We start from the raw sequence: 15,259 nt of genomic DNA on the forward strand, positions 1-15,259 counted from the left end.
CGCCTGGTGGCGCCAGGGATATCTCATTCAAGGTGAGAAGTATTGCACTCTGGCTTCCAAGGGTACTGAGCGGAGTCTGTACGTGCGCTGTGAACCGACTAGTCCCAGGCGAGATTGTCCAGATCCACCCCTTCCGCCTGGGCTTGCGCCTCAATCAGCTGGCGTAAATAGTCGGCGTTACCGCGGTAGGTCTCGTTAAACCGCGGGTCCTCGCAATACATGCGCGCCAGGATCACCTGCTTGGACCTCGACACCGGGTACCACTGGGCGATGAGGGCGCGGTGCTTGTCGACGATCTCCTTCGCCTCCTTGCCGCCCGGTTCAAGTCCTGCGTCCGCGGCTTCCTCTAGCTCGGCCGCAAAGTTCTCATGGTCCACTGAGAATTCCTCCCAGTCCTTCTTTCCCATCGAATCTGCGACGGCCGCACTGGCCGCCCATTCTTTGCTGTCTCCCCACTTCTCGTGGGCTTCTTCCTGCAGTTGGGGCCATGCGTCACCCAGGTTCCGCACTTTTTGGCTGGGGCTTAGGTTCTTATCCATTTCAGTCTCCTCAATTAGTCTTTCCACTGCGTACAACATGGCGTCGACGTCGGCTCGCCGCTTCTGCAAGGCCTCGTGTTGGGCGCGGAGGCGGGGCAGGGTGGCGGACGAGGGGGCGTCGAGAAGCACTGCGATGTCTTTCAGCTCAATCCCGACGCTGCGATAAATCAGGATGTCCATCCCGCGTTGCACATCGTCTTCGGTGTAGAGGCGGTGATCACCCCCGGTGCGCCACTGGGGGCTAAGCAGGCCGATGTCATCCCAGTGCCGCAGGGTGCGGGTGGTGACTTTCAAAATGCCAGCCACATCGCCGATGCTGTAGTCGTTACGCATGTCGTTGAGCCTAAAAGTTCACGTCGCGTTAAGTGCAACTCCATCCACTCGGCAGGTGTTTTTGCCTACGATAATGAAGCATGACGCAAGCCTCGACACGCACTGACCGCCTCACCGTGGCTGCTTGGGCTCTGTGGGACTGGGGTTCGGCCGCCTTCAACGCGGTGCTCGTGACGTTTATTTTCTCGGTCTATCTCACCGATTCGGTGGGACAGCAGATTGACTCGCAGTTCACCCCGGCGCAGTGGCTGTCGTGGTCCATGACGGTGGCGGGCCTGGTGATCTTTGCGGTGACCCCCGTGATGGGGCAGCGCTCTGACCGGTTGGGCACGCGGCGTCGCGCGCTGGGCTTCTGGTCGCTGCTGACCTTCCTGGTCATGGCCAACCTGTTCTTCATCCGCAATGATGCGCCCGCGTATTTCTGGCTCGGCCTCATCGGCCTAGCGGTAGGTTCGGTGACCATCCAATTCGCGGAGGTCAACTACTTTGCCCAACTCAACCAGGTGGCCACCGAGGACAAGGTGGGCCGCGTATCCGGCCTGGGCTGGTCGGCAGGCTATTTCGGCGGCATCGTGCTGCTGCTCATCTGCTACTTCGGCTTCGTCTCCGGCGAGGGCGGCGGACTGGGGCTGTCCACGGAGGGCGGCTGGAATATTCGGCTCGTGGCACTGCTCGCTGCGGCGTGGTTTGGGCTGTCTGCCATTCCTGTCTTGCTACGCGTGCCGGAGATTGCACCGTCGGGGGAAAGAACGGGCGGCCTCGCGGCCTCTTACCGGGAGCTATGGCGCACGGTGCACACGCTGTGGCGGGAGGACCGCAACGCCTTTGCCTTCCTCTTCGCTTCTGCCATCTTCCGCGATGGCCTGTCCGCGGTGTTTAGCTTCGGCGCCGTGCTGGGCGTGTCCGTCTATGGCCTTTCACCTGGCGACGTCCTCATCTTCGGTGTTGCCGCCAACGTTGCCGCCGCGCTGGGCGCGGTGGCGGGCGGGCTTATCGACGACCACGTGGGGCCCAAAGCCATCATCCTCACCTGCCTGGCTATCTTGACGCTCATGGCCGGCATCATGTTCGTGGCGCAGGGGCCGACGGCCTTCTGGATCTGCGGGCTCATCCTGTGTCTCTGCGTAGGCCCTGCCCAGGCTTCCGCCCGCGGCTTCTTGGCGCGTGTGGCCCCGCCGGGGCGCGAAGGCGAGATGTTTGGCCTCTACGCCACGACCGGCCGAGCCGTGGCGTGGTTGACGCCCTTCCTCTTTGGCGTCTTCGTTTCCCTGCTCGGGCAGGGAGATCGGGGAGGCGTGCTCGCCATTGGGCTGGTCCTGCTCGTTGGCGCGCTGGTCCTCATCCCAGTCAAAGACCCCGCGAAGGCATAACGCTTTCGCGGGGTGGAACCGCAGGGTGTGGGTCCCTTTTAATGTGCGGCGCTTAACGCCGACACATTAAAAGTCCTGCGGACGCGGGATGTTGCGCAGGTTGGACTTCGCCATGCTGAGCATCTGGCCCACGCCGCCGTCGAAGACAGTGCGGGTTGCAGCCTTGGAGAAGCCCATGAGCTGCTCGAAGGTGAGCGTCGGTGGGAGGGACAGGGCGTTGGGGTCGGTGACGACGTCGATAAGCGCAGGGCCCTCGTAGGCCAACGCCTCCTTGATGAGGCGCGGCGCGTCCTTCGGATCCTCGATGCGGAAGTGCTTGATACCTGCAGCTTCTGCAATCTGGGCGAAGTTCACGTGCTCGTGATCGGTCTCGTGCTCCGGGAGGCCCTGAACGAGCATCTCTAGCTTGACCATGCCGAGGGAGGAGTTGTTGAAGACGACGGTCTTCAGCGGCAGGTTGTGCAGCTTCACGGTGAGCAGCTCACCCATGAGCATGGAGAGTCCACCGTCACCGGAGAAGCTGATGACCTGGCGGCCCGGGTTCGCGGCCTGGGCACCGATAGCCATCGGCAAGGCGTTAGCCATGGTGCCGTGGCGGAAGGATCCGATCTGCTCACGCTGACCATTTGGGGTGATGTAGCGCGCGCCCCACACGTTGCACATGCCGGTATCGACGGTGAAGATGGCATCCTCGTCGGCTTCCTTGTCGATGAGGTCCGCGATGTATTCCGGGTGAATCGGGGTGTGCTTGTCTACACCGGAGGTGTAGGCCTCAACGACGTGCTCCAGTTTGTCGTAGTGCTTCTTGAGCATCTTGTCGAGGAAGGAGCGGTCCTTCTTTTCATCAACGTGCGGCAGGATGTTCTCAATGGTGGCGGCTACGTCACCGGTCACCGGGTACTTGATGCGGGTGCGGCGGCCGATGTGGGAGCCATCGATATCGACCTGCGCCACGTTGGCATCCGGCAGGAAGTCGTTGTACGGGAAGTCCGTGCCCAAGAGGATAAGCAGGTCGGCGTCGTGGGTAGCCTCGTGGGCGGCACCGTAGCCAAGGAGGCCGGACATGCCGACGTCAAAGGGGTTGTCGTACTGGATGTACATTTTGCCGCCCAGGGCGTGACCGATGGGTGCCTTGATCTTTTCCGCGAGAGCCAGGACCTGCTCGCGGGCGTTCTTCACACCGGCGCCGACGAAGAGGGCGACGGTCTTGGCCTCATTAATGGCCTGGGTCAAGGCAGCGGCTTCAGCCGGGTCCGGGTAGACAATGGGGCGGCCCGCGGAGATAGCCGAGGACGTAAAGGTGTCATCCTCTGCCTCCTGCATGGAGACATCACCAGGGATAACGAGGACGGAAACCCCGTTGCCCGCCATGGTGGACTGGATGGCGTGGTGCAAGACAACGCCACCCTGCTCCGCAGAGTTCACCATTTCGCAGTAGCCGGAGCATTCCTGGAAGATGGCCTCCGGGTGGGTTTCCTGGAAGAACTTTGAGCCGATCTGGCGCGATGGGATGTGGCTAGCAATGGCGAGGACCTTGGCGCCGTTGCGGTGGGCGTCGTAAAGCCCCTGGATAAGGTGAGTATTACCCGGGCCGCAGGAGGCAGCGCACACGGCCAGCTTGCCGGTGGTGAGAGAATCCGCCTCCGCGGCGAAGGCGGCGGCCTCCTCATTGCGGACGTGGACCCACTCGATGGAGGAGCGGCGCACCGCATCCACGATGGGGTTAAGGGAGTCACCCACGAGGCCGTAAATGCGCTCGACGCCTTGGACCTCGAGCATCTCGACGAGTTGTGCAGCGTATGTGCGTGCCATGAAGTCTTCCTCTCTAACGTTTGTTGTGAACAGGACCCCAGTGTTGCTCTACCCGGAGCGGTTTCGCCACATTAAAGCTGGATTCTCACGTAAGAATTCCTTTGTGACCTCAACAACAAATTCCTCCTTGCGGTATTGAAACTGTAACGACCGTTCGCTAGAGTTTCGCAGCATGACAAATACACAGACCACCGCGCCTACCGACGCCCTCCGCACCTCCGCCACGCGCCGCTGGACCTTCTTTGGCGTCGTTTCTTTGGGCCTGCTCATGATCGGTCTGGATAACTCGATTCTCTACACCGCCCTTCCGGAGCTTTCCGAGCAACTCCACGCCACTTCTCTGCAGCAGCTATGGATCATCAACGCCTATGCACTCATGCTCGCCGGCCTGCTGCTAGGTACCGGCACGTTGGGTGACAAAATTGGGCATCGCCGAATGTTTGTCCTTGGTCTGTGGATCTTTGGTGTTGCTTCGTTGACGGCAGCCCTCGCTCCCGGCGCGTGGGAGCTCGTCGCTGCCCGCGCCTTTCTGGGGCTCGGCGCTTCCGTCATGATGCCGGCCACTCTGGCGCTTATCCGCCTGACCTTCGAGGATGAGGTTGAGCGCAACACTGCGATTGGTATTTGGGGCTCGATTGCCGTCGTTGGTGCAGCGGCTGGTCCTACCGTGGGCGGTTTCCTGCTGGAGCACTTCTGGTGGGGCTCGGTCTTCTTGGTCAACGTGCCCATCGTCATCATCGCGCTCGTGCTCACTGCGTTTCTGGCCCCGCCGAACGTGGCGAATCCAGCCAAGCACTGGGATGCCCTGTCCTCGCTGTATGCGCTGGTGACGTTGGCGTCCCTCGTGCTCGTTATCAAGTCTGTGGCGAGCTCCCACCTCAACGCCATGCTCATCGGCGGGGCGCTTGCTGCCTGCCTTGTGGGCACCGTTTTGTTCACGCGCCGCCAAGACACACTGGAGGATCCCCTCCTCACCTTCGACATCTTCCGCTCCCCCATCTTCACGGGAGGCGTACTGGCAGCGGCAGGCGCCATGTTCGGCATGGCGGGCTTGGAGATGACCACAACCCAAAAACTTCAGCTCGTAGACCTGTACTCACCGTTGCATGCCGGGCTCATCATCTCCATCATCGCGCTCGCTGCACTGCCCATGTCGGCACTGGGTGGCGCGAACCTGCACCGCTGGGGGTTCCTGCCGATTATTGCCGGCGGCTTCCTCTTCATGGCCGGGGGCATCAGCTGCGCGGTATGGGGCGGGCACCGCGAACTTTTCCCGGCCTATATGGCGGGGCTCTTCCTCACCGGCATCGGCGCGGGCCTTGTCATGTCGGTATCCTCCACCGCCATCATCGGCGCGGCACCAGCATCGCGCTCCGGCATGGCCGCAGGCGTAGAAGAGGTCTCCTATGAATTCGGCACGCTGCTCTCCATCGCGGTAACGGGCTCGCTCGTGCCGTTGCTGTTCACGCGCGGCCTGCCTGAAGACATCCAGGAGCTCGGCATGGAGGCGCTATACACACCGGAGCTGGTCGAGTTATCCTCCGGCGCTTATACCCACGCCTACCTCAGCACCGCCGCCGGGCTCGCCGTGGTGATGCTCCTCTTCGCCGCGGTGACCGGCTGGTGTTTCCGCAACAACCCAAAGTCTGGAGGTGCCAATGCCGCGCATCAGTAAAAAGATCGAAGCGCTAGAAATGGCGCTCATCATCATCGAGAAGGACGGCATGCATGCGCTGACCTACGATTCCCTCGCCACGGCTACCGGCATCAGCAAGTCCGGACTCATCTACCACTTCCCTACCCGGCATCAACTGCTCATTGACTGCCATACGCTGTGCGCGGAGCGCTGGGAAGAGGAACTTATCCACCTCTCCGGCGGCAAAACCGCAGACCAACTCACGGAACGTCAACGCTACCGCGCGGCCATCGAATCAATGGGCAAGAATGACCCGCTCATTGAGCTACTCATGTCCATCCACGCGCAGTCGCATCCGGACTTTCAGGAGGTATGGAGGGACGTCGATAAGCGCTGGCTCCCTGACCCCGCCACGGCCGACGAGTCCGTACTGTTGGCGTCGGTCATTGCGCACGGGCTTTGGGTGCACGATCACCTCACCGAGCGCGCCCTGCCGCCGCGCCGGCGCCGCGCGCTTATCGACGCCGCACTCAGCCACCTCTCCAAATAATGTGAGGCCGAGTAGTTTGAGCTGGAGACGAGACTTGAACTCGCAACCTACGCATTACAAGTGCGTTGCGCTACCAATTGCGCCACTCCAGCACCGCGGTTAATCCGCTAGGGGAATCGTACCCGAGTCCACCCCAAGGAAGGAAAGCCGGGGTCTGTGTGCTGCACAAAAGCGTGCGCCGCGCCACACTAAAAGCACTGGCAGGTGCATAAATCGGCGACAGTTACTAAAGTGCTGATTTACCGAACCCAGAACTGTTGTTGAGGTCTTTCTTTTTCCGTGTCTGTTCTTTCTTCGCTTCGCCAGCGCCTGCGCGATGGCTCGGCGCACGTCGCCACCATCGACGCCGCTAAAGCTGCTCCGCCGCCCTCCCCGCTTGCCCCGGTCGATCTGACCGACCCAGCGCAGGTCACGGGTGTTATGGAGATTGCCGCGCGCGTCGGTGAAATCCTCATCGCGGCGGGCACGGCGAATACGGACGCCCAGGCACAGATTCACCTCGTGGCCTCCTCCTATGGCCTGCACTACTGCCACGTGTCGATTCTGCTCAACACCATCACGATTCACACCGCGATTGGTACCGGCGCCAACCGCCGCAACCTGCACGTATTCCGCGTCGCGCCGAGTATTGCGGTGGACTTCACCAAGTTGTCCGCGGTGGACCGCCTCATTCGCTCCATCCACTCGGGTGCCACTCCGCCGTCGATGGCGGAGAAGATTCTCGATGATATCGATGCAATGAAGAATCCGTACTCGAAGAAGACCATCGTGAGCGCCTGGGGCGCTATGGGTGGTTTTATTGCCGTGATGCTGGGCGGTGACCTGCTCGTCGGCGTGGTCACGTTCCTCATTTCGGCGCTCATTATGGGCACGAACATGTTCTTGGCTCAGTACCGCCTGCCGCCCTTTTATCAGAACCTCGTGGGCGGCCTCTTGGCGGTTGTTCCGGCAGCGATCTTGTACAACGTGTTTGCGCAGTTCGGCATCCAGATGCTGCCCTCGCAGATCATTGGTTCAGGGATTATCGTCCTCGTGGCTGGCCTGACGCTGGTGCAGTGTTTGGTGGATGGAATCACGCGCGCGCCAGTGACGTCCTCAGCGAAGTTCTTTGAGGCCCTCATGTCCACCGGCGCCATCATCGCCGGTGTGGGCTTGGGCATCCAGGTGGCCGGGTGGTTGGGTTTTAGCCTGCCTCCATTGGCTACATTGGCACCGCCCGTCTACCACCAGATTCCACTACTCGTGGTGTGCGGTGGAATCGGCTCGGCGGGTTTTGCGCTAGCGTTAGGCGCTTTGTGGTCGGAGGTCGCCATCTCCGGACTAACGGCCGCAGCCGGTATGGTTTTTTACTATTCCATCGTCGTGCCGTTTGGCGTTGGTCCGGTGGTGGCCTCGGGTATTTCGGCGGTAGCCGTGGGCCTGGCCGGTGGTTTGCTCTCCCGCCGCTACATGATGCCGCCGCTCATCACGATGATTGTGGGCTATACGCCCATGCTTCCCGGCCTCACGTTGTACCGCGGCATGTATGCCACGCTGAACGAGCAAATCATCACCGGTCTGACCAACCTCGCCAGCGCCTTGGCCATCGCCGGCGCGCTGGCAGCCGGCGTGGTCTTTGGTGAGCGCGTAGCCCGTCGCCTGCGCCGCCCGAAGTACTTCCGGCCCTACACCGCCTTCAAACGTCTGGGTACCTTCTCCTTCGCCCGTGCTACGCGCTTGGCGCAGCGCGCCCGCATCCCGCGCGTGCCTATGTCTCCCTTCGCCCCACGTCACAACCTGCCAGCCCCGCCACCACAGTATGGCCCGAAGCCGCCTACCCCGGCGCAGCAGGCCCGCTTCCAGCAGGGCGATGCGGTCACCGATATGTGGCCTGCCACCACCCAATTCCCTGCGCAGCGCCCCACGTACACGGTGCCGGGCAAAGACGACCCCACCACCCCGCCGGCCAAGCAATAGCGTAGAATGGCCGGTCTGAAAGCTTTCACACTTCATTCCAGGAGGACTCCGTGCCACCCAAGGTCACAGACACTCAGCCTGCCGCTGATCAGACCCATGCCGTCGAGGAAGAGACCGCCCGCGCCGCGCGCCGCGTCGTTGCTACCTACGCCGAGGATTTCCTGGACGGTGTGACGCTCATGTCGATGCTGGGCGTTGAGCCAGAGGGCTTGGTTCACCGCAAGGTACTGGCAGAGCACGAAGATGCTGCGCCGAAGAAATCCACGAAGAAGGCGTCCAAAAAGGCCTCGAAGAAGGCGACTAAGAAGTCAACAAAGAAGGCCACCAAGAAAACCACTAAGAAGGCGACCAAGAAGGCAACGAAAAAGGCCACCAAGAAGACCACTAAGAAGGCCTAGGTATGCCCGGGCGCTCCAATAGCTTCGTCGTCGTGGCCAACCGCCTGCCGGTAGACCTCGAGACCAGCCCCGATGGCACCCGCACGTGGAAGGCCTCCCCGGGCGGGCTCGTCACCGCGCTCTCCCCGGTCTTGGAGAAACACCACGGCTGCTGGGTGGGCTGGCCGGGCGTGGCCGATGAAGCCCCGGAGCCCTTCACCACGGACAATGGGGTATTACTCCACCCGGTGCGCCTGACCCAGGACGATTTTGAAGCCTTCTACGAGGGCTTTTCCAATGCCACGCTGTGGCCCTTGTATCACGATCTCATCGTGACACCCATCTATAACCGCGACTGGTGGGACGCCTACCGCGAGGTCAATCTGCGCTTTGCCAACGAAGTCGCTGCCGTGGCCGCAGAGAACGCCACGGTGTGGGTGCAGGACTATCAGTTGCAGCTCGTGCCGGGGATTCTGCGCCAGCTGCGCCCGGACCTCACCGTTGGTTTCTTCCTGCACATTCCATTCCCCTCCCCCGATCTCTTCCGTCAGTTACCGTGGCGTGAGGAATTGGTGCGCGGGCTTCTCGACGCCTCCTTGATCGGCTTCCACCTCGAATCCAACGCCCGCAACTTCCTCGAACTCGCCCGCACTCAAGGTCTTGAGGTCGAAGGCGAGGTAAGCACCCGCCGTGTTACCGCCCATATCACCTCGAATAGTGGGCATTCCGTGGGCGTGGCTGCCTTCCCGATTTCCATTGCGGCGGGTGAGTTTGGACGTGGGGGCGATGAGGGGGACGTCGCTAAGCTCCGCGCCGAATTGGGGGATCCGAAGCGCATCATTTTGGGCGTGGACCGCCTGGATTATACGAAGGGTATTCTGCAGCGACTCACCGCGTTTGAGGAGCTGCTCGAGACCGGCGCGCTGGACCCGGCGGAGGTGACCCTGGTGCAGCTGGCCACTCCGTCGCGGGAGCGTATTGACCACTACCGTGCCACGCGCTCCAAAGTGGAGGAAGCCGTGGGCCGCATCAACGGGCGCTTTAGCCAGCTCGGCCGGCCGGTGGTGCACTATCAACACCGCTCCGTGCCCAAGGATGTACTGCGCAGCTACTACCGTTTGGCGGATATCATGCTGGTCACGCCGTTTAAAGACGGCATGAACCTCGTGGCCAAGGAATACGTGGCCTCTCATGGCGATGGTTCGGGCGCACTCGTGCTTTCTGAGTTTGCTGGTGCCGCGGCGGAGTTGACGCAGGCCAACCTGTGCAACCCCTTCGATATCGAATCCATTAAGCGTGCGCTGCTTTCGGCGGTCAAGGCCCTTGATGAGTCCCCGGAACTCATGCGCGAGCACATGCTGACAATGAACCGCCAGGTCCGTGAGCATGACATTGCGCTGTGGTCGGAGTCCTTCCTCGGCGCACTGAAGGCACTGAAGGAGGCATGATGCGCAGGTTTTCTATGGCGCTCGTGGCGCTGTGCCTAGTCGCGCTTCCTGCCTGCGGGTCCGCTGAGGAGGAACCTGCTCCGCGGGGTGATGAGAGGGTCGTTGGCAAGCAATGGCAGGTCACGAACCTGTACACCACTCCGGAGGCACCTTCGGCTATCCCGCCGGATACGGCGCAGGTTCCGCACATGAGCTTCGGTGAGCACACGGTGGTGGGCTCGACGGGATGCGTGCCGTTTACCGCCGAGGTGTCTTTTACCGAGGGGGATAAGGACTCCACGATTTGGGAGGCCGATGGCATGCACGTGGACAAGGTTGACTACGAATCGGCACCGTCGAATGAGGACTGCACTGGCTCAGCGCTGTGGGCGGACAAGCTTTTGCGTACCCTCATCGCGCAGGGCCATGACTTTGATTTCGCGCTGAACCACAATAACCAACTAGTGTTGACGCTACGCACGGACAAGGTGGATTCCCCCATTATTCGGATGGCCTCGCTATAGGACTAGGGTGGGCACCATGATGGATGCTCTTGCCTCAGCCTCACACCTTGCGGTGGTGTCCGATTTCGACGGCACGCTCGCCGGTTTCGCCACGCGCCCAGACGCAGTCCAGCCCGAGAAGCGCTCCCTCGACGCGCTTGCGTCGCTTGCGCAGCTTCCCAACACCACGGTGGCGGTACTCTCGGGACGCCACCTCGACGGGCTCAAGCGCGTGTGCACGTTGCGTGAGCCGGTGCTCATGGGTGGCTCACATGGTGCGGAATCCTCGTGGGAAGAATCCCCGCTGACCCCGGAAATGAAGGCGCATCTGGCCAAGAAGGAAGCGGAGATTAAGGAGATCATCGCCCGCCATCCCGGCGCGGAGCTGGAGGTCAAACCTTTCCAGCGTGTGCTGCACTTGCGCGCTCTAGAGTTGCAGGACCCCGCTGCTGCCGCCGCGGCGTATGAGGAGGGCTTGGCCTTAAGCGCGGATGGATTCCCCAAGACGGCCGGCAAGTGCGTTGTGGAGTTTTCCGCCACGCAGGCAACAAAAGGCACGTGGATTAAGACCTTGCGCGAGCGCGTCGGCGCTACGGCCATGGTCTTTCTAGGTGATGACACGACCGACGAGGACGGTTTCGCAGTGCTCAACCAGCCGCCAGACCTCGGCGTGAAGGTGGGCGAGGGAGATACCTTGGCCACGCATCGAGTCGCGGATGTGGCGGCGGTGTCGGATTTTCTTGACGAGCTCGCGGCCGCACGCGCAGCACATTTTCAACGCTAGCGCCCGCCCCGCGCCCGCGCCCGCTCCGTGCCCGTGCCTGTGCCCCGAGCTTTCTACGCTGGGGGCGCGACGGTGCGACCGGCGTGGAAAGTAGTAGTTAACACCTTGCGCGGCGGCTCCTGCGGCTGAGCACTCCCGCGGCTGATGAGGTCCGCGAGCATATGCCCGGCGGCCGCTCCTTTCGCTTTGTTGGGCTGCACGACGGTGCTCAGACCCACGGCTAAGGCTGGGGCGATGCCATCGAAGCCGGTAACAGACAGCTGCGAAGGCACGGCGATGCCGTGGTCGCGCGCATAGGCCAGCACGCCCAGCGCCATGGAATCCGTCGTACACAGCACCGCAGTAAGCTCCGGATGCGCGGTGAGCAACTCCTCCGCGGCAGCGTACGCCGTGCGGGAATCATTAATGTGCCGGGTGACCACGGGAATCGACTCCGGAGACAGACCAGCTTCCTGAAAGACGTCCAGTGCTCCCAGAACACGGGATCGCTGCACGTGCATATCGGCGGCCGCCAGCTGCTCGGGAGAAACGAAACCGTCGAGACGCTCGCGGTGCAGGCGGATGGTGAGGATGCCGATGCGGGTATGGGAGGCGTCGATAAGCGCGCGCGCTGCTGGGGCAATCGCAGCCCTGTCATCGATCCCCACGAAGGGCAGCCCAGAATCCGTGGGCTGGTCACAGACCACGACCGGCAGCCCACGCCGCCGTACGGCCTCGAGGTAAGCATCGCCCGCAGCTACGGAGTACACCACGAAACCATCCACCGCTGCGGAGCCGACGAGTTGGCCCGCGTGAGCGTCATCGGACGCGCCTACCGTATCGGGGCCCGCCGGTATGAGGGTCAGAGTTGTGCTCGCGCCCGCAGAGGCCTCCGCCATGCCCGCAAGGAAGTCAACGGATGCCATGTCCTCGAAGGCATAGGACAGGTGCTCGGTGAGCAGCACCCCCACCGAGCCTTGGCGGCGCGTGCGCAGGCTGCGCGCGGTGGGGTCTGGGCCGACGTAACCGCGGGCGGCGGCTGCGGCCAGGATGCGTTCGCGGGTGGCAGGAGCCAGCTGGTCAGGGCGGTTATACGCGTTGGACACCGTGGTGCGGGAAACCCCGAGTTCAGCGGCGAGGGAGGCCAGCGTGGTGCTGCGAGTGGACATGCTGGTTACCTTACCCGTTTTCAACTCATCATCATTTGACAACAATTTTCACTAGGACGTTAGAATAGACGCCATGACTACATCGCTCTCACGCCAATCTTGGCGCCGCCCCACCGCTCTCCTTTTCGCCGCTACCCTCGGCGCTGCATCGCTGACTGCTTGCTCCTCCAGCGGTGACAACTCTGACGGCGATGCGGGGGCCGGAAGCGATAAAGAGACCATCCACGTCGTCGCCTCGACGTCCATCTGGGCCGACGTGGCGCAGGCGGTGGTCGACACAGCACAGACCGACGTCAACATCAACGTCCGGGCCATTGTCACCGGCAACGGCGTGGACCCGCACCACTTCGAGCCCACCGCGGCCGACATCGCCCGGGCTAACGAGGCCGATGTCATCATCGCCGGTGGCGGCGGCTACGACGCCTGGCTCTACCAGGCCGTCAAGAACCAAGACGCCATCATCCACGCCCTGCCCCTCACCGAGCATTCCCATGACCATGCGCACGATCATGGCGACCATGACCACGCACACGACGAGCATGAGCACGCGCATGACGAACATGCGCATGAAGACGGCCACGACCACGCGCATGAGCACGCTCACGACCACGCGCATGACGTCGAAACCGTCAGCATGGACGAGGCCAAGAAGATTGCCGCTGAGCACCCAGAGACGATCACTAACATCGAAGGCAACGAGCACGTCTGGTACGACGCCGCAGCCATCGAGAAGGTAGCCAATGAGGTAGCCACACTCGTGAACAAGACCAACCCGGAAGCCAAGGCCACCGCGGATCCGCTGGTTCAGCGCGTGGAGAAGATCAAGGAGCGCGTCGAAAAGCTGCCGGCACAAAATTACGCGCAGACCGAACCCATCGCGGATTACATCATGAAGTACTCCGACAGCACCGACGTCACCCCGGAGGGCTACCGCAAGGCCACCGTCGCCGAGGGCGAGCCGAGCGCTGCGGACCTTGCGCGCTTCCTCGAGGCGATTAACCAGGGCGAGGTCGACCTGCTCATCTTCAACCCGCAGACGGAGACGGACATGACCAAGCGCATCCGCTCCGCCGCTGAGGACAAGGACATCCCGGTCGTCGAAATCGGCGAAACCCCGCCGGAGAACACCGACTTCCTCGACTACTACGAGGAAGCCGTCAGCGCACTCGAGGCTGCATAAGTGCTCGTTTCCTTTCACAATGCCGCAGTGGAACCGCTGTGGTCGGACCTGAACCTCGCCGTGGACCGCGGCGAGTTCATCGCCGTTTTGGGGCCCAACGGCGTGGGCAAATCCACGCTGCTGGGCACCATTCTGGGCACGCGTGCGCTTACGGCGGGCACGGTGGACGTCGATTGTCGCGTCGGCTTCATCCCCCAGCAGCGCATGTTCCCTGCTGACCTCCCATTACGCGCCCGCGACCTCGTGTCCCTGTCGCTGGCGCACGGCGCTTTCCGACGCCGCCGCCCACCCCACCACCGCGTCGACGCACTGCTGGAGGAAGTCGGCGCCACGGGCATAGCGGATCGGCGCGTGGGCCAGCTCTCCGGCGGCCAGCAGCAGCTCATCCGCCAGGCGCAAGCCCTCGCCAACGACCCAGAACTCATCCTTGCCGATGAGCCGCTGCTGTCGCTGGACCCGGGAAGGCAGCAGGCGACCGTCGAGAAGCTCAATGCGTGGCGTCACGAACGCGGCACCTCCATCCTCTTCGTCACCCACGGCATCAATCCCGTGCTGGGTGTGGTGGACAAGGTGCTCTACCTCGCGCCCAACGGTCACACTTTTGGCCCAGTAGATGAAGTCATGCGCTCGGAGGTGCTCTCGGAGCTGTACGGCTCGTCCGTGAAGGTCCTCAACGTCGATGGGAGGCTCATCGTTGTCTAAGTTCCTCGAGGACACCCAGTACCTGCTGGGCGTCGATTTCGTACAGGATGCACTGGTTGCTTGTGCGCTGCTGGGCATCCTGTCCGGAGTGATGACCTCGCTCATCGTGCTGCGCCAGATGTCTTTTTCCGTGCACGCCACCTCGGAGCTCGCGCTCATGGGTGCGGCCGCAGCGCTGTTGTTCGGACTGAACATCGGCTTCGGCGCGATTGCCGGCGCCATCGTCGCCGCCATCATTCTGGCGGTGCTCGGCCTCAAAGGCCAACAGGACAGCGCCATCGGCGTGGTCATGAGCTTTGGCCTAGGCTTGTCGGTGTTATTCCTGCACCTCTACCCTGGCAACGCCAACACCGCTATGACGCTGCTGACCGGACAAATCGTCGGTGTATCTTCGGCGTCCGTGTGGCTGCTGGCGGCGACGACCGTCATCATTGTCGCAGCCGTTACTATTTTGTGGCGCCCGCTTCTTTTTGCCTCCGCGGACCCTGTCATGGCGCAGGCAGCGGGCGTGCCGGTGAAAGCCCTCTCCGTGGTCTTCGCAGTTCTCGTCGGTTTGACCGCCGCGCAGTCGGTGCAGATCGTCGGCTCGCTGCTCGTCATGGCTTTGCTCATCACGCCGGGCGCGGCGGCAGTGCAGATTACCTCCTCCCCGCTGCGCGCGGTGGTGTGGGCAACCATCTTCGCGGAGGTCTCCGCCGTGGGAGGGTTTATTCTGTCGCTAGCGCCGGGCCTGCCGGTGTCGGTCTTCGTGACCACTATTTCTTTTGTCATTTACCTGGTTTGCCGTCTAATCGGCTGGCTACGCAACCGCCGCGCGGTTCGCGACGACATCGCCGCCGCCCGCGTCACCAAAGCTCACTTCGAGGGCCGCAGCGATTCGGAAAAGCACCACACCAGCACCCACGACGAGCACTGCGCCCACCCCGACTAAACTTTTGTTCC

General features: G+C 62.5%; 14 protein-coding genes and 1 tRNA gene. 11 read left to right on the forward strand and 4 right to left on the reverse strand.

Translation table 11 applies throughout. The features are described from left to right. Positions 1-98: 98 nt before the first annotated feature. Entirely contained in the window at positions 99-872 is a 774-nt protein-coding gene (locus QP922_RS07150) for a MerR family transcriptional regulator (RefSeq protein WP_070673445.1), read from the reverse strand. 80 nt (positions 873-952) lie between these two features. Here QP922_RS07150 and QP922_RS07155 point away from each other — a divergent pair, with 80 nt between their 5' ends. Next, on the forward strand, positions 953-2,242 hold the full coding sequence (locus QP922_RS07155) for an MFS transporter (RefSeq protein WP_070673446.1): 1,290 nt from the start codon (positions 953-955) through the stop codon (positions 2,240-2,242). Between the two features lie 66 nt (positions 2,243-2,308). Here the strand turns inward: QP922_RS07155 and QP922_RS07160 are convergent, their stop codons facing one another. After that, entirely contained in the window at positions 2,309-4,054 is a 1,746-nt protein-coding gene (locus tag QP922_RS07160; protein ID WP_284808608.1) for a pyruvate dehydrogenase, read from the reverse strand. A gap of 172 nt (positions 4,055-4,226) precedes the next feature. On the opposite strand from QP922_RS07160, the gene QP922_RS07165 reads away from it, so the two are divergent. Continuing rightward, entirely contained in the window at positions 4,227-5,729 is a 1,503-nt protein-coding gene (locus QP922_RS07165) for an MFS transporter (protein ID WP_284808609.1), read from the forward strand. Further along, positions 5,713-6,240, forward strand: a complete 528-nt coding sequence (locus QP922_RS07170) for a TetR/AcrR family transcriptional regulator (RefSeq protein WP_284808610.1) — start codon at positions 5,713-5,715, stop codon at positions 6,238-6,240. The genes QP922_RS07165 and QP922_RS07170 overlap by 17 nt, the downstream gene beginning before the upstream one ends. A gap of 19 nt (positions 6,241-6,259) precedes the next feature. On the opposite strand, the gene QP922_RS07175 is transcribed toward QP922_RS07170, so the two are convergent. Beyond that, positions 6,260-6,332, reverse strand: a tRNA-Thr gene (locus QP922_RS07175). 187 nt (positions 6,333-6,519) lie between these two features. Between QP922_RS07175 and thrE the strand changes: the two genes are divergently transcribed. From thrE to otsB, 5 genes are read left to right on the forward strand one after another with little or no spacing between them, the layout of a single operon-like run. Beyond that, positions 6,520-8,196 carry a threonine/serine exporter ThrE gene (gene thrE / locus QP922_RS07180; protein WP_284808612.1) on the forward strand — a complete coding sequence of 559 codons (1,677 nt, stop codon included), beginning with the start codon at positions 6,520-6,522 and terminating at the stop codon, positions 8,194-8,196. Positions 8,197-8,246: 50 nt separating this feature from the next. After that, the gene (locus tag QP922_RS07185; protein WP_284808614.1) at positions 8,247-8,594 is read left to right on the forward strand and encodes a hypothetical protein; all 348 of its coding nucleotides are present in this window, start codon (positions 8,247-8,249) and stop codon (positions 8,592-8,594) included. A 2-nt stretch (positions 8,595-8,596) separates the two neighbouring features. Beyond that, positions 8,597-10,021: an alpha,alpha-trehalose-phosphate synthase (UDP-forming) gene (locus QP922_RS07190; RefSeq protein WP_284808615.1), complete on the forward strand. Its 1,425-nt coding sequence runs from the start codon at positions 8,597-8,599 to the stop codon at positions 10,019-10,021. Next, complete coding sequence (locus tag QP922_RS07195; RefSeq protein ID WP_284808617.1) at positions 10,021-10,524, forward strand: hypothetical protein; 504 nt, start codon at positions 10,021-10,023, stop codon at positions 10,522-10,524. The genes QP922_RS07190 and QP922_RS07195 overlap by 1 nt, the downstream gene beginning before the upstream one ends. Positions 10,525-10,540: 16 nt before the next feature. Continuing rightward, positions 10,541-11,287: a trehalose-phosphatase gene (otsB, locus tag QP922_RS07200; protein WP_284808619.1), complete on the forward strand. Its 747-nt coding sequence runs from the start codon at positions 10,541-10,543 to the stop codon at positions 11,285-11,287. Positions 11,288-11,340: 53 nt separating this feature from the next. Here the strand turns inward: otsB and QP922_RS07205 are convergent, their stop codons facing one another. Then, positions 11,341-12,435, reverse strand: a complete 1,095-nt coding sequence (locus QP922_RS07205; RefSeq protein WP_284808621.1) for a LacI family DNA-binding transcriptional regulator — start codon at positions 12,433-12,435, stop codon at positions 11,341-11,343. Positions 12,436-12,508: 73 nt separating this feature from the next. On the opposite strand from QP922_RS07205, the gene QP922_RS07210 reads away from it, so the two are divergent. Genes QP922_RS07210 through QP922_RS07220 form a run of 3 tightly spaced genes read left to right on the forward strand, consistent with a single transcriptional unit; the run spans position 12,509 to position 15,248 of the window. Beyond that, positions 12,509-13,615: a metal ABC transporter solute-binding protein, Zn/Mn family gene (locus QP922_RS07210; protein ID WP_284808622.1), complete on the forward strand. Its 1,107-nt coding sequence runs from the start codon at positions 12,509-12,511 to the stop codon at positions 13,613-13,615. Further along, on the forward strand, positions 13,616-14,317 hold the full coding sequence (locus QP922_RS07215) for a metal ABC transporter ATP-binding protein (protein ID WP_284808624.1): 702 nt from the start codon (positions 13,616-13,618) through the stop codon (positions 14,315-14,317). Further along, the gene (locus QP922_RS07220) at positions 14,295-15,248 is read left to right on the forward strand and encodes a metal ABC transporter permease (protein WP_284808626.1); all 954 of its coding nucleotides are present in this window, start codon (positions 14,295-14,297) and stop codon (positions 15,246-15,248) included. The genes QP922_RS07215 and QP922_RS07220 overlap by 23 nt, the downstream gene beginning before the upstream one ends. Positions 15,249-15,259 lie beyond the last annotated feature (11 nt).

The organism is Corynebacterium sp. MSK218 (assembly GCF_030232655.1).
GTDB lineage: Bacteria > Actinomycetota > Actinomycetes > Mycobacteriales > Mycobacteriaceae > Corynebacterium.

Excerpts from the sequence above, each read along its gene's own strand:
- QP922_RS07210 (WP_284808622.1), top strand. The coding sequence starts at position 12,509 with ATGACTACATCGCTCTCACGCCAATCTTGGCGCCGCCCCACCGCTCTC.
- QP922_RS07195 (WP_284808617.1), top strand. The coding sequence starts at position 10,021 with ATGCGCAGGTTTTCTATGGCGCTCGTGGCGCTGTGCCTAGTCGCGCTT.
- QP922_RS07170 (WP_284808610.1), top strand. The coding sequence starts at position 5,713 with ATGCCGCGCATCAGTAAAAAGATCGAAGCGCTAGAAATGGCGCTCATC.
- QP922_RS07150 (WP_070673445.1), bottom strand. The coding sequence starts at position 872 with ATGCGTAACGACTACAGCATCGGCGATGTGGCTGGCATTTTGAAAGTC.
- otsB (WP_284808619.1), top strand. The coding sequence starts at position 10,541 with ATGATGGATGCTCTTGCCTCAGCCTCACACCTTGCGGTGGTGTCCGAT.
- QP922_RS07190 (WP_284808615.1), top strand. The coding sequence starts at position 8,597 with ATGCCCGGGCGCTCCAATAGCTTCGTCGTCGTGGCCAACCGCCTGCCG.
- QP922_RS07165 (WP_284808609.1), top strand. The coding sequence starts at position 4,227 with ATGACAAATACACAGACCACCGCGCCTACCGACGCCCTCCGCACCTCC.
- QP922_RS07205 (WP_284808621.1), bottom strand. The coding sequence starts at position 12,435 with ATGTCCACTCGCAGCACCACGCTGGCCTCCCTCGCCGCTGAACTCGGG.
- QP922_RS07220 (WP_284808626.1), top strand. The coding sequence starts at position 14,295 with ATGGGAGGCTCATCGTTGTCTAAGTTCCTCGAGGACACCCAGTACCTG.
- QP922_RS07160 (WP_284808608.1), bottom strand. The coding sequence starts at position 4,054 with ATGGCACGCACATACGCTGCACAACTCGTCGAGATGCTCGAGGTCCAA.
- QP922_RS07155 (WP_070673446.1), top strand. The coding sequence starts at position 953 with ATGACGCAAGCCTCGACACGCACTGACCGCCTCACCGTGGCTGCTTGG.